Below are 21,001 nucleotides of genomic sequence, written 5' to 3'. Positions count from 1 at the left end.
TGGAAGAGGCACCACGATGCCCGTGCCCACGGAAGAACTGAAGCTGGAGATCGTCAACGCCGCCACCGGGAGGAGACTCGGCGCCAAGGCGGCGCCGAGCGCGGACGGGACCCTCGTCGTCCGCGACTTCCCCGCCGGAGCCGACGCCGGAGCCGGGGCCGACGGCCCGCGCCCGGACCTGTGGCAGCTCACTCCCGTGACGCCGGCGCAGGACGACCCGGCGTACGTGATCCGCAACGCGGCCGGCGGGAAGGTGCTGGACAACCCCGCCGCCGCGGACCGCGGGGTCCGCCAATGGGACGCGGCCGCCGGGAAGAAGGGCCAGCAGTGGCACGTCGTCCCCGTCGAGGGCGAGGCGGGTCTCTACTTCATCGAGGGCGTGGCCGACGGCACCGTTCTCGACCTGGAGGAAGTGGCGGAGCCGGACGACCCGGAGGACGGGTGGAAAGGCCCGGACGAGATCCGGATCACCCTGAACCCGTACGACGACGGCGCGGCGAGCCAGCGGTGGCGGTTCGTCCCGGCCGAGCCCGAGCGCACCAGCGACCTCGTCCTGCGCTGGGCGCCCCTGAGCCACTGGAACAGCCGGCAGTCCTGGCGGCTGGGCCGCTCGGCCGCGCTGCGGCCCGTACCCGGCGCGGCCCCCTCCTTCAGCGACCCGCTGCTGGTCCTCGAAGCGTACGGAAGTGCTCCGGAGGCGGGCGGCTGGAAGACCGACGTGCTCACCCCCTCGCCCGGCGGAGGGCCCGGCACCTGGGCCGGGTCCGGAGCGCGGCTGCTGGCCGACACGGCGGGCTCGGCCCACGCCGACATCGTGGCCGTCAGGCCCACCAAGGGCGCCGTGACGTCGGTCGGGCGGGGCGACGGGACGTTCGACGACGAGCAGCCGCTGCACCAGGGGGCGACCGCCCCGAACGCGGCGGACCTGTGGTCCTTCGTGGACCTGGCGGGCACCGGCAGGCCCGATCTGGTGGTCCTGTGCACCGGCGGGGTCCGGATCTCCGCCCGGGGCGAGGACGGGGCGTTCGCGCCCGCGGGCGGCGACCTGGCCGTCAAGGCGTTCGGGCACGGCAAGCAGGCCGGTGAGTGGCTGGCCGACAAGCACCCCCGTTTCCTGGCCGACACCACGGGCGACGGCCGGGTCGACATCGTCGGCTGCCACGACGACGGCGTGTGGATCTCCCTCCAGGCCGAGGACGGAACCTTCGCGCCGCTCCCCGGCGAACCGGCTGTCCGGGCCTTCGGGCACGGCGAGGAGGCCGGCGGATGGCTCGTCGCCCGCCACCCGCGCTTCCTGGCCGACACCACCGGGGACGGCCGGGTCGACATCGTCGGCTGCCACGACGACGGCGTCTGGGTCTCCCTCCAGGCCGAGGACGGCACGTACGCCGAACCGCTGTACGTACTCGACGAGTTCGGGTTCGAGCAGGGGTGGCGCTCGGCCGACGGGTACCCCCGGTTCGTGGTCGGCGCCGCCGAGGGCCGCGCGGCGTACATGGTCGGGTTCGGCCCGCAGGGCGTCGTCGTCTCCCACGGCCGCGGCGACGGCACCTTCGAGCCCGCGCGGCTCGTCCTGAACGACTTCGGGCGCGCCCAGGGATGGACGGGCGGGAAGCATCTCCGCCTCCTCGCGGACGTGACCGGGGACGGCACCCCGGACATCGTCGGCTTCGGCGACGAGGGGGTCTGGGTGGCGCACGCGGTGGGCGAAGGCCGTTTCGAACAGGCGCAGTTGGTGTGCCGGGGCTTCGGATACGGCGAGGAGGCGGGCGCCTGGCGGGTGGATCGCCACCCTCGCTTCCTGGCCGACATCACCGGCGACGGCCGCGTAGACATCGTCGGCTTCGGCGGGCCGGGAGTGTACGTGGCCCGCAACCTCTTCCGGCGCTTCAGGACCCAGTAGCCGCGTGGCGGTGTGCCGGGGCGCTCACCGGCGTACGCGAAGGGGCCCGTTCCGTACGTACGCCGTACGGAACGGGCCCCGGTGCGTGGGTGCGTCAGCTCTGCGCGGGCGGCATGTCCTGCTCGGACTGCCCGGACTGCCCGGACTGCCCGGACTGCTCGCCCGGCTCGGCGGCGGTGGCGGCCGCCTGTGCCTCGGCGCGCTCGCGCATCTTCCGTACGAGCTCCTGCTTCTTGTCCTCGGCCACCTTGCGGTCGGCCCCTCGCGCGGAACCCGCGCCCTGCTGTTCGGCGCGGGACAGCTTCTTGCGCTGTCCTCCGACGCCGAGGAGGTTGTTGCGGCTCTTGGCCACGGCGTTCTCCCATTCGTGGTGATGAGAAGTGAGTCAGGAAAGGTCGAAGGGGCCGGTCGCGCCGGTCCCCGTGGCGGCGGGGGCTGGACTCACCCGCCGCGCTCTCACTCGTAGATCTGGAAGAACGAAGACATGCCGAAACGGTACCCCGCGCCCGGAGCACCCCGCACCAGATTTTCAGGCCGTCGGGTCGACCGTCGCCTGGTGGGCCTCGGTCAGGTGCTCCTGGGCCTTCAGCCAGGGCAGGAACTGCGCCGAGCGGCGCCAGCCGCAGGTGGAGCACGTCAGCTCGCGTGACATGCCCGACTTCCTCACCCGCACGACGTGTTCACGGCCGTGCTGGTCCCATCTGGTGACCTTGCTGCTGGTGATCGACGGCATCGCGTACCTCCCGGGACGGCGGCGGGGGCTCCGGTGGACCGAGCGGGCCGAGTGGACCGATACGGCGAAGCCCCCGGTTCCGTACCCGGAACCGGGGGCCTCACGCGCCTACGGGCGCACGTACGGGAGTTGTCAGCAGCCGATCAGCCGGGCGCCGAGGTACGCCTGGATCTGGTCCAGGGAGACGCGCTCCTGCTTCATCGTGTCGCGCTCGCGCACGGTCACCGCGTTGTCGTCCAGGGTGTCGAAGTCGACGGTCACGCAGAACGGGGTGCCGATCTCGTCCTGGCGGCGGTAGCGGCGGCCGATGGCGCCGGCGTCGTCGAACTCGATGTTCCAGTTCTTGCGCAGGTCCGTCGCCAGGCCCTTGGCCTTCGGCGAGAGCTGCGGGTTGCGGGAGAGCGGCAGGACCGCGACCTTGACCGGCGCCAGGCGCGGGTCGAGGCGCATGACGGTGCGCTTCTCCATGACGCCCTTGGCGTTGGGCGCCTCGTCCTCGGTGTAGGCGTCGAGCAGGAACGCCAGCATCGCGCGGCCGACACCGGCCGCGGGCTCGATGACGTACGGCGTGTAGCGCTCGCCGGCCTCCTGGTCGTAGTACTGGAGGTCGGTGCCGGAGGCCTTGGAGTGCGCCTTGAGGTCGTAGTCGGTGCGGTTGGCGACGCCCTCCAGCTCGCCCCACTCGCTGCCGCCGAAGCGGAAGCGGTACTCGATGTCCGCGGTGCGCTTGGAGTAGTGGGAGAGCTTCTCCTGCGGGTGCTCGAACCAGCGCATGTTCTCCTCGCGCATGCCGAGGTCCGTGTACCAGTTCCAGCGCTGGTCCATCCAGTACTGCTGCCACTCCTCGTCCTCGCCCGGCTTGACGAAGAACTCCATCTCCATCTGCTCGAACTCACGGGTCCGGAAGATGAAGTTGCCCGGAGTGATCTCGTTCCGGAAGGACTTGCCGACCTGCGCGATACCGAACGGCGGCTTCTTGCGGGAGGTCTGCTGCACCTGGCCGAAGTTGGTGAAGATGCCCTGGGCGGTCTCGGGGCGCAGGTAGGCGACCGAGCCGGAGTCCTGGGTGGGGCCGAGGTGGGTGGAGAGCAGGCCCGAGAACTCCTTGGGCTCCGTGAAGGTCCCCTTGTTGCCGCAGTTGGGGCAGTTGAGGTCGGCGAGGCCGTTGACCGGCGGCTTGCCGTGCTTCTCCTCGTACGCCTCCTCCAGGTGGTCGGCGCGGTAGCGCTTGTGACAGGAGGTGCACTCGGTCAGCGGGTCCGAGAAGGTGGCGACGTGACCCGAGGCGACCCAGACGTCCGGGGCCAGGATGACCGACGAGTCGAGACCGACCACGTCCTCGCGCGAAGTGACCATGTAGCGCCACCACTGGCGCTTCAGGTTCTCCTTCATCTCGACGCCCAGCGGCCCGTAGTCCCAGGCGGCGCGCTGACCACCGTAGATCTCACTGGAGGGGTAGACGAAGCCACGGCGCTTGCTCAGGCTGACGATGGTGTCGATCTTGTCGGCGGCCACGGTGCTCTCTTCATACGACGATGACGAACGGCGAATGCTTCAGATTACCGGCGGGCGCACCCCTGGGATCAAATCGGTAAGCGGTCCGGCGATCTTCGGCCTCCCCGCTATGTGACCTTCCGGGCATCTCATCCACCTTGTTGACAATCGTTTCCAGTTTTGTTGAAAATGACTGTCATGAACGTACGCCGCCTCATACCCACCACCGCCGTCGCCGGAGCAGTCGTCCTCGGTCTGACCGCTCTCTCGGCCTGCTCCACCTCCGACGCAGCGGACGGGGGCAACGGCGACAAGCTGAAGGTGACCGCGTCGTTCTACCCGATGCAGTTCCTCGCCGAGCGGATCGGCGGCGAGCACGTCGCCGTCACCAGCCTCACCAAGCCGGGCGTCGAGCCGCACGACCTGGAGCTCACCCCCCGCCAGATCGGCTCCATCAGCGAGTCCGACTACGTGCTCTACCTCAAGGGCATCCAGCCCGCCGTGGACGACGCGATCCAGCAGTCCGGTGTGCAGAACACCGTCGACGCCGCGACCCTCACCACGCTGGAGAACCACGGAGCCGAGGTCAGCGGCCACGACCACGGGCACGAGGGCGAAGAAGAGCACGGTCACGAGGGCGAGGAAGCCCACGAGGAGCACTCCGAGGGCGACGGCCACAACCACGGCGAGGAGGGCGGCGCCGACCCGCACATCTGGCTGGACCCGGTGAAGTACGCCGAGGTCGCCAAGGGTGTCGGCAAGTCCCTGGAGAAGGCCGACCCCGACCACGCCGCGGACTACAAGAAGAACACCGAGGCCCTGGTCGGCGAGCTGAACAAGCTGAACACGGCGTACGAGACCGGGCTGAAGAACACCGCCACCAAGACCTTCATCACCACCCACTCCGCCTTCGGCTACCTCGCCGAGCGCTACGGGCTGACCCAGCAGGGCATCGCGGGCATCGACCCCGAGGCCGAGCCGACCCCGGCCCGCATCCAGGAGCTGCACACCATCGCGGAGAAGGAGAAGGCCACCACCGTCTTCTTCGAGACGCTCGCCAGCGACAAGACCGCGAAGACCCTCGCGAAGGACACCGGCCTCAAGACCGGCGTCCTGGACCCGCTGGAGGGAATCACGAAGAAGTCCCAGGGCGCTGACTACATCGAGGTCATGGAGTCCAACCTCACCGCGCTGCAGAAAGCACTCGGCGCGAAGTGACCCGCACCACATCCCGATCGGAGGCGCTCATGCCGGAGCGTGAGAACAGCACCCGCGAGGCCGTCGTCAGCCTGCGCGGCGCCACGGCCACCCTCGGCGCGCGCCCCGTGCTGCGCGGGGTGGACCTCACCGTGCACCGCGGCGAGGTCGTCGCCCTGCTCGGCGCCAACGGTTCCGGCAAGTCCACCGCCGTACGGTCCGCCATCGGCCAGGTCCCGCTGACCGGCGGCACCGTCGAGCTGTTCGGCACCGAGCTGCGGCGCTTCCGCCAGTGGGGCCGGATCGGCTACGTGCCCCAGCGCACCACGGCCGCCGGCGGGGTCCCCGCCACGATCCGCGAGGTCGTCGCCTCGGGCCGGCTGGCCCGTACGAAGCTGCGGTGGCCCGGGAAGGCGGACCGGGCGGCCGTGGACCGGGCCATCGAGCTGGTGGGCCTGTCCGACCGCGCCAAGGACTCCGTGAGCGCCCTGTCGGGCGGGCAGCACCAGCGGGTCCTGATCGCCCGCGCCCTGGCCGCCGAGCCGGAGCTGCTGATCATGGACGAGCCGATGGCCGGGGTGGACCTGGCGAGCCAGGAGATCCTGGCGGCGACCCTGCGCGAGCAGGTGGCCCTGAACACCTCCGTGCTCCTCGTGCTCCACGAGCTGGGCCCGCTGGAGCCGCTGATCGACCGGGCCGTGGTCCTGCGCGACGGCTGTGTGACGCACGACGGGCCGCCGCCGGAGGCGCTCGGCCAGCACGCGCTGCCCGGCCACGACCACGTACACCCCCACGCGGCCGCCGAGCCCGTACGGACGGGACTGCTGACCTGATGTTCCTCGAATTCCTCAACCCCCCCTTCATGCAGCGGGCGCTCATCGCGGCCGTCCTGGTCGGCATCACCGCGCCCGCCATCGGCATCTACCTGGTCCAGCGCCGCCAGGCCCTCATGGGCGACGGCATCGGCCACATCGCGATGACCGGCGTCGGCCTCGGCTTCCTGCTCTCCACCAGCCCCGTCTGGATGGCCACCGCCGTCGCCGTGGCCGGTGCGGTCGTCATGGAGCTGATCCGCTGGTACGGGCACACGCGCGGCGACCTCGCCCTGGCGATGCTCTTCTACGGGGGCATGGCGGGCGGCGTCATGCTGATCAACCTCTCCGACACCGGCTCCAACGCCAATCTGACCTCGTACCTCTTCGGCTCGCTCTCCACCGTCTCCGAGTCCGACGTCATCGCGATCTGCGTGCTGGCGGCCTTCGTGGTGCTGGTCACGGTCGGGCTGCGGCGGCAGCTGTTCGCCGTCAGCCAGGACGAGGAGTTCGCCCGGGTCACCGGGCTGCCGGTGCGGGTGCTGAACCTGCTGGTCGCGGTCACGGCCGCCGTGACGGTGACCGTCGCGATGCGGGTCGTCGGGCTGCTGCTGGTCAGCGCGCTGATGGTGGTGCCGGTGGCGGCCGCCCAGCAGATCACCAAGTCGTTCAAGGTGACGTTCGTGCTCTCCGTGGTGATCGGCACAGGGGTGACCCTGGCCGGCACCGTGACCTCGTACTACCAGGACGTCCCGCCGGGCGCGACGATCGTGCTGCTGGCCATCGCGGTGTTCGTCGCGCTGACCGCGCTCGCGGCTCCGCTCGCCCGGCGCCGGGCCCGGGCGAGCGAGGCGAAGGGTGCGGAGTGCACTCTGGAGGTACCGGCGGCCCGCCGGGGAACGGACGACCTGCGCGTTTGAGTGCGGCGTCCGGTCGGGCTGGCACAATGGCCCGACACATGTACGGGCGACACGAGGAGGCACCTGTGGCCACGGCGCCGATCAGTGGCACGAACGCAGCGCCGGTACGCGGCCGGTCCACCCGGCAGCGGGCGGCGGTGGCGGCGGCCCTCGACGAGGTCGACGAGTTCCGTAGCGCCCAGGAGCTGCACGACGTCCTCAAGCACCGCGGCGACTCCGTGGGCCTGACCACGGTCTACCGGACCCTTCAGTCCCTCGCCGACGCGGGCGAGGTCGACGTCCTGCGCACCACCGAGGGTGAGGCCGTCTACCGGCGGTGCTCGACCGGTGACCATCACCACCACCTGGTCTGCCGGCTCTGCGGCAAGGCGGTCGAGGTCGAAGGGCCCGCCGTCGAACAGTGGGCCGAGATGATCGCCGCCCAGCACGGCTATGTGAACGTCGCGCACACCGTCGAGATCTTCGGCACGTGTGCGGAGTGCGCCGCCGCCAAGAAGTAACCGCGCGAACGTAAAGGGGCCCCTGTACGCGTACAGGGGCCCTTCTTACGCCCTACGTCACTTCTTGGCGGCCGTCCTACGTCACTTCTTGGCGGCCTCCGCGGCCTCGGCCGCCTCCTGCGCCCCGCCGAAGCGGCGGTCGCGCTGCGCGTACTCCAGGCAGGCCCGCCACAGGTCCCGACGGTCGAAATCCGGCCAGAGAACGTCCTGGAAGACCATCTCGGCGTACGCGCTCTGCCAGATCAGGTAGTTCGAGGTGCGCTGCTCGCCGCTGGGGCGCACGAAGAGGTCCACGTCCGGCATGTCCGGGTAGTAGATGTACTTCTGGAACGTCTTCTCGTTGACCTTCGACGGGTCGAGCTTCCCGGCCGCCACGTCCCGGGCGATGGCCTGCGCGGCGTCCGCGATCTCGGCGCGGCCGCCGTAGTTGACGCAGAAGTACAGCGTCATCTTGTCGTTGTCCTTCGTCTGCTCCTGGGCGACCTGGAGCTCCTGGACGACGGACTTCCACAGCTTGGGCATGCGGCCCACCCAGCGGATCCGGATGCCGAGCTCGTCCATCTCGTCGCGGCGGCGGCGGATCACGTCGCGGTTGAAGTTCATCAGGAACTTCACCTCGTCCGGCGAGCGCTTCCAGTTCTCCGTGGAGAAGGCGTAGAGCGAGAGGTTCTTGACGCCCATCTCGATGCACCCCTTGAGGACGTCCATGACGACGCCCTCACCGACCTTGTGGCCCTCGGTGCGGGGCAGGCCCCGCTCCTTGGCCCAGCGGCCGTTGCCGTCCATCACGACGGCGACGTGCTGGGGCACCAGCTCGCCGGGGATCTTCGGAGGCGTCGCGCCCGAGGGGTGCGGCTCGGGGGTCTTGTACGTGCGCCGGTTACGGCCGCCGAGGATCCCGCGTACTGCCATGAGGTTCTCAGTCTCCCTGTGTCACTTCTTCACACAACGCGTCGCTCTCTAGGGGCCCGCGTCACTTCTCGACGTACCGCAGCGAGCGCAGGCCGCGCTCCAGATGCCAGTGCAGATAGGCGGACACCAGCCCGCTCCCCTCCCTGACATGGCGTGCCTCGCAGGCGTCCGCCGTCGCCCAGTCGCCGCTGAGCAGCGCGCTCAGCAGTTCGAGTGCCTGTGCCGAGGGTACGACGCTCCCGGGGACCCGGCAGTCACCGCATATGACGCCCCCCGCCGCGACGGAGAAGAACCGGTTGGGGCCCGGCATCCCGCACTTGGCGCAGTCCTCGAAGCTCGGCGCGTACCCGTTGACCGCGAGCGAGCGCAGCAGGAACGCGTCCAGGATCAGGTGCGGTGCGTGCTCGCCGCGGGCGAGGGTGCGCAGGCCGCCGACGAGGAGCAGATACTGCTGGACGGCGGGTTCGCCCTCGTGGTCGGTGAACCGCTCGGCGGTCTCCAGCATCGCGGTGCCGGCCGTGTAGCGGGCGTAGTCGGCGACGATCCCGCCGCCGTACGGGGCGATGGTCTCGCTCTGGGTGCAGAGCGGCAGCCCGCGGCCGATCAGCTCGCTGCCCCGGGCGAAGAACTGCACGTCGACGTGGGAGAAGGGTTCCAGGCGGGCGCCGAACTTGGACTTGGTGCGGCGCACCCCCCGGGCGACAGCGCGGACCCGGCCGTGGCCCCGGGTCAGGATCGTGATGATCCGGTCGGCCTCGCCCAGTTTCTGCGTACGCAGCACGACGCCGTCGTCCCGGAACAAGCTCATGGGACCATTGTCGCGCACAGCCGGGCGGGGCCGTACGCCTGTGCGCCTGTGCGCCTCCAGAAAGCCCTGGGAGGCCCTGGGGAGCCCTAGGAGGGCGTGCGAGCGGCTGCGGCGAGCAGGCGGGCGGTGTCGTCGGCCGGGAGCTTCAGGGCGCCGCCCACCGTCGTCAGGACCTCGCGCTCGGCCGGGCTGTAGGCCCCGTCGGCGAGCGCGATCCTGGCGCCCTGGAGGAGGACCGACTCCCGGCCGGCGGTGGCCAGGTGCGGGGCGAGCGGGGCCAGCACCTCGTGGAGCTCGATGGCGAGGGCGGCGCCGCACGCGTCGGCCGCCGGGTCGGACCGGCCGCCGTACCCGGTGTCGGCGGCGAGCACCTCCACCACGGTGTACAGCTGCTCCTGGGTGCAGTCGTCGAGCCCGGCGTCCCGGACGACCCCGACGGCGGTGTCCAGGACCGTACGGGAGGTGGTCCCGCCGGCCGCGAGGACGGCCAGGGTGACCGTGTGGACGGCCTCCCGGAGCATCGAGGAGAACTGGGTGGTGGTCGGGTGGTCCAGGGCGTCAGGGGCGAAGCGGGCGCGGCAGGCGGCGCACTCCACGACGGGCCCGGTCTCGCCCCGCCCGGCCAGCGGGATGCCGAGGACGGTGAGCCGGCGGCGGCCGGTCAGGCGGCGGTAGTTGCGGTCGCCGCCGCAGCCGGGGCAGAAGAAGGCGCCGTCACCGACGGCGTCCCAGACCGTGCGGATGCCGCAGAGGACCGGCCTCAGAGCGCGTTGTCCTTTGGCTGACCGCACGTCGCACACCTCCGTAACGCTCCGGCAACATTGCCGTGTGTTGGACGTGATGTTAGCCACATGCGTGAGGTGGCGTCAGTAGCCCGGAGGTCACAACCCTCGGATATGGCCGAACCCCGACCGCCCGGAGCGGGCGGTCGGGGTTCTGGGACTGCTGACGTACGGGGTCAAAGCGGACGTCCGTACGAGGGGGCGTCCGGCCGGGTCAGCGGGAGGCGCGGTTGACCGCGGAGACGACCGCCTTGAGCGAGGCGCGGGTGGTGTTGGCGTCGATGCCGATGCCCCACAGCACCTTGCCGTCGATCGCGCACTCGATGTACGAGGCGGCCTGGGCGCTGGCGCCCTCGCTCATCGTGTGCTCGGTGTAGTCCAGCAGCCGGGCGTCGATGCCGATGGCCTGCAGCGCTTCGAAGAACGCGGAGATCGGTCCGTTGCCCGATCCGGTCAGCACGGTGTCCGCGCCGTCCACGGTGGCCTCGACGGTCAGGGTGTCCGTGCCGTCGGTGTCGGTGGTGGTCTGGCCGGAACGCAGCTGGATGCGCCCCCAGGCGTTGTCGGCGTTCGGCAGGTACTCGTCCTGGAAGGTGGACCAGATCTGCGTCGGGGTGACCTCGCCGCCCTCGGCGTCGGTCTTGGCCTGAATGATCCGGGAGAACTCGATCTGCATCCGGCGCGGCAGGTCCAGTTTGTGGTCGTTCTTCAGGACGTACGCGATACCGCCCTTGCCGGACTGCGAGTTGACCCGGATGACGGCCTCGTAGGAGCGGCCGACGTCCTTCGGGTCGATCGGCAGGTACGGCACCGCCCACTCGATCTCGTCGACCGTCTTCCCCTGGGCCGCCGCGTCCTTCTCCATCGCGTCGAACCCCTTCTTGATGGCGTCCTGGTGGGAGCCGGAGAAGGCGGTGTAGACCAGGTCGCCCGCGTACGGGTGGCGCGGGTGGATCTCCATCTGGTTGCAGTACTCGCTGGTGCGGCGGATCTCGTCGATCTGCGAGAAGTCGATCTGCGGGTCCACGCCCTGCGAGAACAGGTTCATGCCCAGGGTGACCAGGTCGACGTTGCCGGTCCGCTCGCCCTGGCCGAACAGGCAGCCCTCGATGCGGTCGGCCCCGGCCATGATGGCCAGCTCGGCCGCCGCCACCGCCGTACCCCGGTCGTTGTGCGGGTGGACCGACAGGCAGACGAACTCCCGGCGGGACAGGTTGCGCGACATCCACTCGAAGCGGTCCGCGTGGGTGGAGGGCGTGGAACGCTCCACGGTGGCGGGCAGGTTCAGGATGATCTCGCGGCCCTCCTCGGGCTGCCAGACGTCACAGACCGCCTCGCAGACCTCCAGGGCGAAGTCCAGCTCGGTGTCGGTGAAGATCTCCGGGCTGTACTGGTAGCCGAAGATCGTCTCCGGGCCCAGGATCTTCTCCGCGTACTCCATCACCAGCCGCGTACCGTCCACCGCGATCTGCTTGACCTGCTCCTTCGAGCCCCGGAAGACCACGCGGCGGAAGGTGGGGGCGGTGGCGTTGTACAGGTGGACGGTGGCCCGGCGCGCGCCGACCAGCGACTCGACGGTCCGCTCGATCAGCTCCTCGCGGGCCTGCGTCAGGACGGAGATCGTCACGTCCTCGGGGATCGCGCCCTCTTCGATGATGGAGCGGACGAAGGCGAAGTCGGTCTCTCCGGAGGACGGGAAGCCGACCTCGATCTCCTTGTAGCCCATGCGTACGAGCAGGTCGAACATCTCGCGCTTGCGGGCGGGGCTCATCGGGTCGATCAGCGCCTGGTTGCCGTCGCGCAGATCGGTGGACAGCCAGCGGGGCGCCACGGTGATCCGGTTGTCCGGCCAGGTGCGGTCGGCGATGTCCACGGCCTCGTAACCGCGGTACTTGTCGACCGGCATCCCGGACGGCTTCTGGAGCTGCGTCGCGTTGGTGACGGGGGTGGGGCGGCCGACAGCGTTCTCGGCGGGGTTCACAGCACCGGCGGGGTTCACGGGCGTGGTCATGGCGTAGGGCTCCTCGGGGTCCGACGTGGGGTCGGCCGACGGTGTCGCTGCAGCACCAGACTCCGCGGGGAGGGGGTCGGCCTACGACTACAGGCCCTCGCCGCGGCAGCTAAGGAGAAGCAGCCCGAAACGCATGATGCGACGAGCCTAGCCGAGGGTGGCCCGGGGTGTCGGTCCGTATCAGTATGCGGGACCGGGCATCGATGAGGGGGAAACGGTGACTCATCACTCCATTTCGTCAATCATCATCGCAACCAGTGACAGGGCGGTGACGGAGTGCCACAGTCATTTCATGCAGCCTCGAACCAACGATGACGGGCTCCACCCCGTCTTCTGCACCATCGTGCCGCCCCACGTCCTCGACAAGCTGTCGCACTCAGGCGACGCCCGGCTCGCCGATCCGGCCCGCCGCACCCTGGAGGCCGACGCCCTCCGCCGTGATCGCCGTCGCCTGACGGCCCTCGCCGCCGCGCCCGCCACCCCCACGGCGGGCGCGGTCCCCGCCAAGCCCCACCGCACCCTGTACGACTGCGAGAACGGCACATCCCTGCCGGGCACCAAGGTCCGCGACGAGGGCGACAAGCCCACCTCGGACGCCAGCGTCAACCGCGCGTACGCCGGCCTCGGCGCCACCTTCGAACTGCTGCTCTCCGCCTACGGACGCAGTTCGATCGACGGCAAGGGCCTGCCCCTCATCGGCTCCGTCCACTACGGCCACGAGTACAACAACGCGTTCTTCGACGGCGAGCAGATGGTCTTCGGCGACGGTGACGGGGAGATCTTCCTCGACTTCACGTACGCCATCGACGTCATCGCCCACGAACTGGCCCACGGCCTCACCCAGTACACCGCCAACCTGCGCTACGAGGGCCAGTCGGGCGCGCTCAACGAGTCGGTCTCCGACGTCTTCGGCTCGCTGGTCAAGCAGTTCTCGCTGGGCCAGAGCGCCGAGCAGGCCGACTGGCTGATCGGCGCCGGACTGCTGGCACCCCGGGTCAGCGGGGACGCCCTGCGCTCGATGAAGGCTCCGGGAACGGCGTACGACGACGATGTGCTCGGCAAGGACCCGCAGCCCGCGTCGATGGAGGACTACGTCGAGACGGAGGAGGACAACGGCGGGGTCCACATCAACTCCGGCATCCCCAACCGCGCCTTCTACCTCCTGGCCTCCGCCCTGGGCGGCAACGCCTGGGAGCGGGCCGGGCAGATCTGGTTCGACGTGCTGACCGGCGGCGAGCTGACGGCCACCGCGGACTTCGAGGAGTTCGCCCGGCTGACGGTCGCGGCGGCGGGCGCCCGCTTCGGGGAGCGCGGCGAGAAGGAGGCGGTCCTGAAGGCCTGGTCCGAGGTGGGGGTGCGGACGGCGGAGTGAGGCGGCCTTGAGCATTCACCGAGCAAGGCGGGCGTGACCGTCTCCGAGTGAGGCGGCCTTGAGCGTTCCCCCGGCCCCGGCTAGACAGGACCCCATGCGTATTCAGGTCACCAGGACCGGCGGCTTCGCCGGCATCTCCCGCCACCATGAGGTCGACACCGAGGGCCGGGAGGACGCGGCGGAGTGGGAGTCGCTCGCCGAGGAGGTCCTCGCCGCCGCCACCGAGGCCGGCACCCCGGACGCGCCGCCGTCCGGGGTGCCGGACGGATTCCGGTACCGGATCACGGTCGGGGACCGCACCGTGTACTGCGCTGACCCCGATCTGACCGGGGCCCAGCGCACGCTGGTCTCACGCGTCCTGAAGGAGGGCGCGTGAGACCGGCCGCTCCGTAGGGCGGCTCAGAAGCCGAGCTTCCGCAACTGCTTCGGATCGCGCTGCCAGTCCTTCGCGACCTTCACATGCAGGTCGAGGAAGACGGGCGTGCCGAGCAGCGCCTCGATGTGCTTGCGCGACTTCGTGCCGACGTCCTTCAGCCGCTGGCCCTTCGGGCCGATGATGATGCCCTTCTGGCTGGGGCGCTCGATGTAGACGTTGGCGTGGATGTCCAGCAGCGGCTTGTCCGCCGGACGGTTCTCGCGCGGCAGCATCTCCTCGACCACGACGGCGATGGAGTGCGGCAGCTCGTCGCGTACGCCCTCCAGCGCGGCCTCGCGGATCAGCTCCGCGACCATGACCATCTCCGGCTCGTCGGTGAGGTCGCCCTCCGGGTAGAGCGGCGGGCTCTCAGGGAGCAGCGGGGCGATGAGGTCGGCGAGCAGGCCGACCTGCTGGTCCTTGACCGCCGAGACCGGAATGATCTCGGCCCACTCGAAGCCCAGCTCGTCCGCGAGCGCGGAGACGGCGAGGAGCTGTTCGGCCAGCGCCTTCGACTCGACCAGGTCGGTCTTGGTGATGATGGCGATCTTGGGGGTCTTCTTGATCCCCGCGAGCTCCTTGACGATGTACTTGTCGCCGGGGCCGAGCTTCTGGTCGGCGGGCAGGCAGAAGCCGATGACGTCGACCTCGGCCCAGGTGGTCCGTACGACATCGTTCAGCCGCTCGCCGAGGAGCGTGCGCGGCTTGTGGAGGCCGGGGGTGTCGACCAGGATCAGCTGCGCGTCCTCGCGGTGGACGATGCCGCGCACGGTGTGCCGGGTGGTCTGGGGGCGGTTGGAGGTGATCGCCACCTTCTGACCGACCAGAGCGTTCGTCAGGGTGGACTTTCCGGCGTTGGGGCGGCCCACGAAGCAGGCGAAGCCGGCCCGGTGGGGGGAGGTGGTCTCCGCTTGCGGGGCAGCGGATTCTTGGTTCGGGCGAGCGCTCATGGCGACCATTCTCCCCGATCGCGGCGGCACTCCCGTACAGCGGTCCGTAGAGACGCGCCGGAGGGCCGCCTCGATCAGGGGCGGGCCCGGCCCGTCAGCCCGCCGTGACCCGCAGCCGCAGGGTGCCGTCCAGGCCCGCGAGGAACACCGGCGTCTCCGGTCCGCCCAGGTCCCGTACGGCGGCGCGGTCCTCGTCGGCGGGGGTCTCGGCGGCGGAGACGACGGCGGCGGCCTCCAGCGAGGTGGCGCCGCTGGCGACGGCCATGGCGACGGCGGTCTGCAGGGCGCTCAGCTTCAGCGACTCCAGCGCCACGGTGCCCGCCACATACGTACGTCCCGTCTCGTCGCGCACGGCGGCGCCCTCGGCCACCCCGTTGCGGGCGCGGGCGCTGCGCGCCAGGGTGACGATCTTGCGGTCCTCGGCGTCGAGGGCGGCGGTGTCTGTGCTGTCAGTGCTGTCGCTGCTGTCGGTCATGGCACGAGCATACGAAGCACCCGGCGGCGCTGATCCACTCACCCCGGCACCGGGTACATGGGGCGGTTCCCCCGTGACTCCTGGTCTCCCGTTTCCCCGACGGACGTCAGAAGGCCGGTGTCTCCGACGACGGGTGCGGGACTGCCCCGTTGACGCTCGGTGGCGACAGGGGCTCGGCTGTCTTCAAGACACCTGTCAGCTCGGGGAGTTTGGCGGCAGCGAACTTGAGGATCAGCGCGGCCTGGAGATGAGCCTTAAGGGCCGGATCATCCACGTCCTCAAGGAGCCTGATCGCCTGACCGGCGTCCCGTTCAACCTTCATGTCCTGCCGGAGCGACTGGGTCTGAGACTCCATGTGCTTCAGCGCCAGGTCCGCACGCCGGTGGAACAAGGTGCCGATCACGGTCATCACGAGACCCGCCACGCTGGCCGTGACGGCGGCGTACTGGTCGCCGGTACTCTCAGCTCGGAAGATCGCCATGCCAACGCCGGAGATCAGAACAAGTCCGCCCACGACCGAGCACGTCAGGCTGACGATGAAACTCCTACGGGCCTGGGTGAGCCCGTAGGCGTAGTACTCGATGAGCAGAGCCGCGAAATTCTGATCAGCGCTGAGGGGCGGCCCCTCCTCATTCTTCTCGTCGGTGGCTGACGGGTCCGCAGGGCCGGTGGGTTCACCCAGTACCTCGGCGCGCAGACGTTCACGCTCGGTGTCCACGTCCCGTTTGAGCACCTTGCTCACCAACGTGCTGTATGCCTGCGAGCCACCAGTGGCGACAAGGGATGAGAGGGATGCCGAGATGAGCGCGATCATTGCCGGGTCCACGGCTCAACCATCCCAGAATCCTTGGAACGGCGCGGTGAATCTCCTGCTGAAGTGTGCGGCGCGGCTGACCGCGTGGGGTTACGTGGACGGGCCCGCTCCCCACGGGGGAGGAGCGGGCCCGTGTCGTACGCGTACGTCCTACGGCCGGTCCAGCTTCAGCCGCTCCGCCTTCGGGAGGCCGGCGACCACCAGGTCGTAGGAGTCCTCGATCAGCTCGCGCAGCAGCTTGTCCGGGACGCCGGAGACGGTCACCGTGTTCCAGTGGCGCTTGTTCATGTGCCAGCCGGGGACGATGGCCTTCGGGTGCTCCTCGCGGAGGCGGATCGCCTCGTCCGGGTCGCACTTGAGGTTGACCGTGAGCGGCCGGGCATCCAGCGAGGTGAGGGCGAACATCTTGCCGAGCACCTTGAAGACCGAGGTCTCCGGGCCGAACGGGAACTCCTCCACGCTCGCGTTGAACTCCAGGCAGAAGGCGCGCAGCCGCTCGGGCGTCATACCGTCTCCGTCTCCGCTTCCTTCTCCTGGGGCTCCACCAGCACCGTGACGATCTTGTTCCGGCGGCCGGCCGGGGACTCGGCGGTGAGCCGGAGCTTGCGGCTGTCGGGCAGGTCGACGACGGCCGAGGCACCGGCGATCGGGACCCGGCCGAGCGCCTTGGCGAGCAGTCCGCCGACGGTCTCCACGTCCTCGTCGTCGTACTCGTCGAGCCCGAAGAGGTCGCCGAGGTCCCCGATGTCGAGGCGTGCGGTCACCCGGTAGCAGCCGTTCTCCAGCTCCTGGACGGGCGGCAGCTCGCGGTCGTACTCGTCGGTGATCTCGCCGACGATCTCCTCCAGGATGTCCTCGATCGTGACGATGCCCGCCGTGCCGCCGTACTCGTCGATGACGACGGCGACATGGCTGCGGTCGCGCTGCATCTCGCGCAGCAGGTCCCCGGCGTTCTTGGTGTCGGGGACGAAGGCGGCGGGGCGCATCGCGGTGGAGACCGGGTCGGCCTCGGACTCGCGGTTGATGTGGGTCTTGCGGACCAGGTCCTTGAGGTAGACGATCCCGACGATGTCGTCCTCGTTCTCGCCGGTGACCGGGATCCGGGAGAAGCCGGAGCGCAGGGCGAGGGTGAGGGCCTGGCGGATCGTCTTGTAGCGCTCGATGGAGACCAGGTCGGTGCGGGGCACCATCACCTCGCGCACCAGGGTGTCGCCCAGCTCGAAGACCGAGTGCACCATGCGGCGCTCGTCGTCCTCGATCAGCGACTCCGCCTCCGCCAGGTCCACCATCGCGCGCAGCTCCGCCTCACTGGCGAACGGGCCCTTGCGGAACCCCTTGCCCGGGGTGAACGCGTTGCCGATGAGGATCAGCAGTTGCGGGATCGGGCCCATGATCCGGGCCAGCGGCAGCAGCACGTACGCCGAGGCCGTCGCCGTGTTCAGCGGGTGCTGGCGGCCGATGGTGCGCGGGGAGACCCCGACGGCGACATAGCTGACGAGGACCATCACGCCCATCGCGAAGGCGAGCGCCTCCCAGGTCTCCGGGAACTTCTGCAGGCACACATAGGTGACGAGCACCCCGGCCGACACCTCGCAGGCGACCCGCACCAGCAGGGCGACGTTGAGATAGCGCACCGGGTCGGCGGCGACCTGCGCCAGCTTCGCGCTGCCGCGCCGGCCTGCCCGGACCGCCTCGTCCGCCCGGAAACTCGACGTACGGGCGATGCCCGCCTCGGCGCAGGCGGCCAGCCAGCCGACGACGACCAGCGCGACGGCGCCGGTGATCAGGGGCGCGATCACGAGACGGTGGGGGCCGGGGACGCGCCGGTGAGACCGTGCTCACCGCGCCAGCCGTCCACGATGGCGGCCTGGAGACCGAACATCTCGGCCTTCTCCTCGGGCACCTCATGGTCGTACCCCAGCAGGTGCAGCACTCCGTGGACGGTCAGGAGCTGGAGCTCCTCGTCCATGGAGTGCTGCGTCGGCGCCTCTTCGCCCTGCTTCTTCGCGACCTCCGGGCAGAGCACGATGTCACCGAGGAGCCCCTGCGGGGGCTCCTCCTCGTCCTTGGCCGGCGGACGGAGCTCGTCCATCGGGAAGGACATGACATCGGTCGGACCGGGGAGGTCCATCCACTGGATGTGCAGCTGCTCCATGGCGTCGGTGTCCACCACGATCACCGAGAGCTCGGACAGCGGGTGGATCCGCATCCGGGCCAGTGCGTAGCGGGCGATGTCGAGGATCGCCTGCTCGTCGACCTCGGTTCCGGACTCGTTGTTGACGTCGATCGACATGGTGCGCTGCGACTACTTCCCTTTACGGCGGTCGCGTCGGCCGTCTTCCCGGCCGTCCGCCTGACCGTCCTGCTGACCGTTTCGGCTGTCGTACTTCTCGTACGCGTCGACGATACGGCCGACGAGCTTGTGCCGGACGACATCCTGGGAGGTGAGACGCGAGAAGTGCACGTCTTCCAGGCCCTCCAGGATCTCCTGGACCTGGCGCAGCCCGCTCTTGGTGCCGCTCGGCAGGTCGACCTGGGTGATGTCACCCGTGATGACGATCTTGGAGTCGAAGCCGAGGCGGGTGAGGAACATCTTCATCTGCTCGGCGCTGGTGTTCTGCGCCTCGTCGAGGATGATGAACGCGTCGTTCAACGTCCTGCCACGCATATATGCGAGCGGCGCCACCTCGATCGTGCCCGCCGCCATCAGGCGCGGGATCGAGTCGGGGTCGAGCATGTCGTGCAGGGCGTCGTAGAGCGGGCGCAGATACGGGTCGATCTTGTCGAAGAGGGTGCCCGGGAGGAAGCCGAGCCGCTCCCCCGCCTCGACCGCGGGGCGGGTCAGGATGATGCGGCTGACCTGCTTGGCCTGGAGCGCCTGGACGGCCTTGGCCATGGCCAGGTAGGTCTTGCCGGTGCCCGCGGGGCCGATGCCGAAGACGATCGTGTGCTGGTCGATCGCGTCGACGTACCGCTTCTGGTTGAGCGTCTTGGGGCGGATGGTGCGGCCGCGGTTGGAGAGGATGTTCTGGGTGAGCACCTCGGCGGGTGTCTCGCCCTGGGGGTCTCCCTCGCCGGTGCCGGCCGCCCTGAGCATGGCGATCGACCGTTCCACTGCGTCCTCCGTCATCGGCGCTCCGGTGCGGAGCACGAGCATCATCTCGTCGAACAGGCGCTGGATGAGGGCGACGTCGGCCGCCTCGCCCGTGGCGCTGATCTCGTTGCCCCGGACATGGATGTCGGCCGCCGGGAAGGCCTCTTCGATCACGCGCAACAGCGAGTCACCCGATCCGAGGAGCATCACCATGGGGTGAGCGGCCGGGATCCGGATCTGGGCACGCGCCTGCGGCTGTGTGGGTGTCTGAGTCATGGGCCGGCCCTCGGGCCTGCGCATACCTCCCGTTGCAGGGCTGTCGCTGCTCGACAACCTCTGGATCACCAAGCCTACGACTTGGCAGTGACAACGCAGAGTGCTTTTACCGGCCGTGTGTACGAGCCGTGTGTACGAGGAGTCCGCTGTCCGCTCACTGGCGGAAGCCGATCGTGGGGACCGCGCGCCGCAGCGGCCAGGCGCGGGCCGTGGTGGGGAGCAGCTCCTCCAGGAAGGCGTACCGCTCCAGGGCGGTGGGGTCCTGGTCGTCGAGGGTGCGGATGCGCTGCCACCAGGCGGCGATCTCGGCCCAGCCGGGTGCGGAGAGCGAGCCGCCGAACTCCTGGACCGAGAGGGCGGCGGTCAGCCCGGCGAAGGCGAGGCGGTCGGCGAGCGGCCAGTCGGCGAGGGTGCCGGTGACGAAGCCGGCCACGAAGACGTCCCCGGCGCCGGTCGGGTCGAGGGCCTCCACCTCGATGGCGGGCACCTGGGCGGCGGCCCCGGTGCGCCCGTCCACGGCGTACGCGCCCTCGGCGCCCAGGGTGACCACGGCCAGCGGGACGCGTTCCGCGAGGGCGTGGGCGGCGGCGCGCGGACAGTCGGTGCGGGTGTAGCGCATCGCCTCCTCGGCGTTGGGCAGGAACGCCTCGCAGTGCGCCAGGTCGGGCAGCGCGTCCAGGTCCCAGCGGCCGGTCTCGTCCCAGCCGACGTCGGCGAAGATCAGCGCGCCGTGCCGGGCGGCGGTGGCCACCCAGGGTTCGCTGCGCCCCGGGACGAGCGAGGCGATCGCGGCGCGGGCGCGCGGGGGGCACTGGGGGAAGGCGGGGTCGGGGGCGGCGGCGGGGGCGGCTTCCGTGGGGCCCGCTCCCGCCTGGCCCGGGACGGCCGAAGGGGCCGGGGCCTCGTGGCCGTGGGAGACCATCGTGCGCTCGCCCTCGTACGCCATCGAGACCGTGACCGGGGAGTGCCAGCCGGGAACGGTGCGCGACATCGACAGGTCGATGCCCTCGCCCTGTTCGAGGGCGTCCCAGCAGTACTCGCCGTAGTGGTCGTCGCCGAAGGCGGCGGCCAGCGAGGTGTGCAGGCCGAGCCGGGCGAGCGCGGTGGCCATGTTGGCGACGCCGCCGGGGCTGGAGCCCATGCCGCGGGCCCAGGACTCGGTGCCGCGCACGGGGGCGCTGTCGAGGCCGGTGAAGATGATGTCGAGGAAGACCGTGCCCGTCAGGAAGACGTCGCAGGCGGGGTCCTGCGGGGCGCGCAGCGCCTGCAGCGGGTCGATCCCTGGAGTGTCAGTGCTCACCGTGCGCTCCCCGGCCGTGCGGCAGATCTGGACAGTGTGAGATCCGGCCAGTCTGCCCGATTCGGGGCCCGGGGCGGGGCCTCCCCCGCCGATGAGGGCCCGGCCGACATGCCATCCTGACCTGCATAAACATGCGCTGTTACCCGGCTTCCGAGCGCATAAACGCATAAGTGACCCAGATCACGGCGGGGCGACTTTCGGGCGGCCGGGAGCGCTTGATACAAATTGCCCCG

General features: G+C 70.3%; 22 protein-coding genes. 7 read left to right on the top strand and 15 right to left on the bottom strand.

Going from position 1 to position 21,001, the window contains the following annotated elements; genetic code table 11:
* The first annotated feature begins 16 nt into the window (after positions 1-16).
* Positions 17-1,903 (top strand): FG-GAP-like repeat-containing protein, encoded by a 1,887-nt coding sequence (locus tag R2B67_RS25695; protein WP_317821352.1) that lies wholly within the window; start codon positions 17-19, stop codon positions 1,901-1,903.
* Between the two features lie 94 nt (positions 1,904-1,997).
* Here R2B67_RS25695 and R2B67_RS25690 read toward each other — a convergent pair whose 3' ends face one another.
* The 3 genes from R2B67_RS25690 to R2B67_RS25680 form a co-directional block, all read right to left on the bottom strand.
* A complete protein-coding gene (locus R2B67_RS25690) occupies positions 1,998-2,255 on the bottom strand; it encodes a DUF6243 family protein (protein ID WP_317821351.1) in 258 nt (85 codons plus the stop codon).
* A gap of 177 nt (positions 2,256-2,432) precedes the next feature.
* Positions 2,433-2,636 carry a hypothetical protein gene (locus R2B67_RS25685; RefSeq protein ID WP_161269031.1) on the bottom strand — a complete coding sequence of 68 codons (204 nt, stop codon included), beginning with the start codon at positions 2,634-2,636 and terminating at the stop codon, positions 2,433-2,435.
* A 132-nt stretch (positions 2,637-2,768) separates the two neighbouring features.
* Entirely contained in the window at positions 2,769-4,151 is a 1,383-nt protein-coding gene (locus R2B67_RS25680) for a glycine--tRNA ligase (RefSeq protein WP_237325792.1), read from the bottom strand.
* Positions 4,152-4,328: 177 nt separating this feature from the next.
* Between R2B67_RS25680 and R2B67_RS25675 the strand changes: the two genes are divergently transcribed.
* From R2B67_RS25675 to R2B67_RS25660, 4 genes are all read left to right on the top strand, one after another.
* On the top strand, positions 4,329-5,348 hold the full coding sequence (locus R2B67_RS25675; protein ID WP_317821346.1) for a metal ABC transporter substrate-binding protein: 1,020 nt from the start codon (positions 4,329-4,331) through the stop codon (positions 5,346-5,348).
* A gap of 29 nt (positions 5,349-5,377) precedes the next feature.
* Entirely contained in the window at positions 5,378-6,160 is a 783-nt protein-coding gene (locus R2B67_RS25670) for a metal ABC transporter ATP-binding protein (protein ID WP_317821345.1), read from the top strand.
* The gene (locus tag R2B67_RS25665) at positions 6,160-7,059 is read left to right on the top strand and encodes a metal ABC transporter permease (protein ID WP_317821344.1); all 900 of its coding nucleotides are present in this window, start codon (positions 6,160-6,162) and stop codon (positions 7,057-7,059) included. Before R2B67_RS25670 ends, R2B67_RS25665 begins: the two co-directional genes overlap by 1 nt.
* 65 nt (positions 7,060-7,124) lie before the next feature.
* Positions 7,125-7,559, top strand: coding sequence for a Fur family transcriptional regulator (locus R2B67_RS25660; protein ID WP_018511564.1), 435 nt, complete (start codon positions 7,125-7,127; stop codon positions 7,557-7,559).
* 81 nt (positions 7,560-7,640) lie between these two features.
* Here the strand turns inward: R2B67_RS25660 and R2B67_RS25655 are convergent, their stop codons facing one another.
* From R2B67_RS25655 to leuA, 4 genes are all read right to left on the bottom strand, one after another.
* Complete coding sequence (locus R2B67_RS25655; RefSeq protein ID WP_109977627.1) at positions 7,641-8,471, bottom strand: isoprenyl transferase; 831 nt, start codon at positions 8,469-8,471, stop codon at positions 7,641-7,643.
* Between the two features lie 61 nt (positions 8,472-8,532).
* A complete protein-coding gene (gene recO / locus R2B67_RS25650; RefSeq protein ID WP_026241394.1) occupies positions 8,533-9,279 on the bottom strand; it encodes a DNA repair protein RecO in 747 nt (248 codons plus the stop codon).
* Positions 9,280-9,365: 86 nt separating this feature from the next.
* Positions 9,366-10,070, bottom strand: a complete 705-nt coding sequence (locus R2B67_RS25645) for a TerB family tellurite resistance protein (RefSeq protein WP_317821343.1) — start codon at positions 10,068-10,070, stop codon at positions 9,366-9,368.
* A gap of 205 nt (positions 10,071-10,275) precedes the next feature.
* The gene (leuA, locus tag R2B67_RS25640) at positions 10,276-12,072 is read right to left on the bottom strand and encodes a 2-isopropylmalate synthase (protein WP_018511560.1); all 1,797 of its coding nucleotides are present in this window, start codon (positions 12,070-12,072) and stop codon (positions 10,276-10,278) included.
* Between the two features lie 292 nt (positions 12,073-12,364).
* Here leuA and R2B67_RS25635 point away from each other — a divergent pair, with 292 nt between their 5' ends.
* Complete coding sequence (locus R2B67_RS25635) at positions 12,365-13,444, top strand: M4 family metallopeptidase (RefSeq protein ID WP_317821340.1); 1,080 nt, start codon at positions 12,365-12,367, stop codon at positions 13,442-13,444.
* Positions 13,445-13,538: 94 nt separating this feature from the next.
* The gene (locus R2B67_RS25630; protein WP_018511558.1) at positions 13,539-13,820 is read left to right on the top strand and encodes a protealysin inhibitor emfourin; all 282 of its coding nucleotides are present in this window, start codon (positions 13,539-13,541) and stop codon (positions 13,818-13,820) included.
* A gap of 23 nt (positions 13,821-13,843) precedes the next feature.
* Here R2B67_RS25630 and era read toward each other — a convergent pair whose 3' ends face one another.
* The 8 genes from era to R2B67_RS25590 form a co-directional block, all read right to left on the bottom strand.
* Complete coding sequence (gene era, locus R2B67_RS25625; protein WP_380945419.1) at positions 13,844-14,818, bottom strand: GTPase Era; 975 nt, start codon at positions 14,816-14,818, stop codon at positions 13,844-13,846.
* Between the two features lie 85 nt (positions 14,819-14,903).
* On the bottom strand, positions 14,904-15,284 hold the full coding sequence (locus R2B67_RS25620; RefSeq protein WP_317821338.1) for a cytidine deaminase-like protein: 381 nt from the start codon (positions 15,282-15,284) through the stop codon (positions 14,904-14,906).
* Between the two features lie 106 nt (positions 15,285-15,390).
* Complete coding sequence (locus R2B67_RS25615; protein ID WP_317821337.1) at positions 15,391-16,098, bottom strand: TRADD-N-associated membrane domain-containing protein; 708 nt, start codon at positions 16,096-16,098, stop codon at positions 15,391-15,393.
* Between the two features lie 150 nt (positions 16,099-16,248).
* On the bottom strand, positions 16,249-16,605 hold the full coding sequence (locus R2B67_RS25610; RefSeq protein ID WP_317821336.1) for an MmcQ/YjbR family DNA-binding protein: 357 nt from the start codon (positions 16,603-16,605) through the stop codon (positions 16,249-16,251).
* Positions 16,602-17,897 (bottom strand): hemolysin family protein, encoded by a 1,296-nt coding sequence (locus R2B67_RS25605; protein WP_317821335.1) that lies wholly within the window; start codon positions 17,895-17,897, stop codon positions 16,602-16,604. Before R2B67_RS25605 ends, R2B67_RS25610 begins: the two co-directional genes overlap by 4 nt.
* Positions 17,894-18,391: an rRNA maturation RNase YbeY gene (ybeY, locus tag R2B67_RS25600; protein WP_237325805.1), complete on the bottom strand. Its 498-nt coding sequence runs from the start codon at positions 18,389-18,391 to the stop codon at positions 17,894-17,896. Before ybeY ends, R2B67_RS25605 begins: the two co-directional genes overlap by 4 nt.
* Positions 18,392-18,403: 12 nt before the next feature.
* A complete protein-coding gene (locus R2B67_RS25595; RefSeq protein ID WP_317821334.1) occupies positions 18,404-19,468 on the bottom strand; it encodes a PhoH family protein in 1,065 nt (354 codons plus the stop codon).
* A gap of 154 nt (positions 19,469-19,622) precedes the next feature.
* Positions 19,623-20,768, bottom strand: coding sequence for a carbohydrate kinase family protein (locus R2B67_RS25590; protein WP_317821332.1), 1,146 nt, complete (start codon positions 20,766-20,768; stop codon positions 19,623-19,625).
* Positions 20,769-21,001 lie beyond the last annotated feature (233 nt).

Source organism: Streptomyces cyaneofuscatus (genome assembly GCF_033109485.1).
In the GTDB taxonomy this organism is placed as follows: Bacteria; Actinomycetota; Actinomycetes; order Streptomycetales; family Streptomycetaceae; genus Streptomyces; species Streptomyces cyaneofuscatus.
Note: the sequence above shows the minus strand (reverse complement) of the source record. Positions and strands in the feature narration are given on the sequence as shown.

Bases quoted from the DNA above. Each gene is read 5' to 3' on its own strand.
- era (WP_380945419.1), bottom strand. From the start codon at position 14,818: ATGGTCGCCATGAGCGCTCGCCCGAACCAAGAATCCGCTGCCCCGCAA.
- recO (WP_026241394.1), bottom strand. From the start codon at position 9,279: ATGAGCTTGTTCCGGGACGACGGCGTCGTGCTGCGTACGCAGAAACTG.
- R2B67_RS25655 (WP_109977627.1), bottom strand. From the start codon at position 8,471: ATGGCAGTACGCGGGATCCTCGGCGGCCGTAACCGGCGCACGTACAAG.
- R2B67_RS25695 (WP_317821352.1), top strand. From the start codon at position 17: ATGCCCGTGCCCACGGAAGAACTGAAGCTGGAGATCGTCAACGCCGCC.
- R2B67_RS25595 (WP_317821334.1), bottom strand. From the start codon at position 19,468: ATGACTCAGACACCCACACAGCCGCAGGCGCGTGCCCAGATCCGGATC.
- R2B67_RS25665 (WP_317821344.1), top strand. From the start codon at position 6,160: ATGTTCCTCGAATTCCTCAACCCCCCCTTCATGCAGCGGGCGCTCATC.
- R2B67_RS25685 (WP_161269031.1), bottom strand. From the start codon at position 2,636: ATGCCGTCGATCACCAGCAGCAAGGTCACCAGATGGGACCAGCACGGC.
- R2B67_RS25670 (WP_317821345.1), top strand. From the start codon at position 5,378: ATGCCGGAGCGTGAGAACAGCACCCGCGAGGCCGTCGTCAGCCTGCGC.
- ybeY (WP_237325805.1), bottom strand. From the start codon at position 18,391: ATGTCGATCGACGTCAACAACGAGTCCGGAACCGAGGTCGACGAGCAG.
- R2B67_RS25635 (WP_317821340.1), top strand. From the start codon at position 12,365: ATGCAGCCTCGAACCAACGATGACGGGCTCCACCCCGTCTTCTGCACC.
- R2B67_RS25630 (WP_018511558.1), top strand. From the start codon at position 13,539: ATGCGTATTCAGGTCACCAGGACCGGCGGCTTCGCCGGCATCTCCCGC.
- R2B67_RS25620 (WP_317821338.1), bottom strand. From the start codon at position 15,284: ATGACCGACAGCAGCGACAGCACTGACAGCACAGACACCGCCGCCCTC.
- R2B67_RS25615 (WP_317821337.1), bottom strand. From the start codon at position 16,098: ATGATCGCGCTCATCTCGGCATCCCTCTCATCCCTTGTCGCCACTGGT.
- R2B67_RS25675 (WP_317821346.1), top strand. From the start codon at position 4,329: ATGAACGTACGCCGCCTCATACCCACCACCGCCGTCGCCGGAGCAGTC.
- leuA (WP_018511560.1), bottom strand. From the start codon at position 12,072: ATGACCACGCCCGTGAACCCCGCCGGTGCTGTGAACCCCGCCGAGAAC.
- R2B67_RS25610 (WP_317821336.1), bottom strand. From the start codon at position 16,605: ATGACGCCCGAGCGGCTGCGCGCCTTCTGCCTGGAGTTCAACGCGAGC.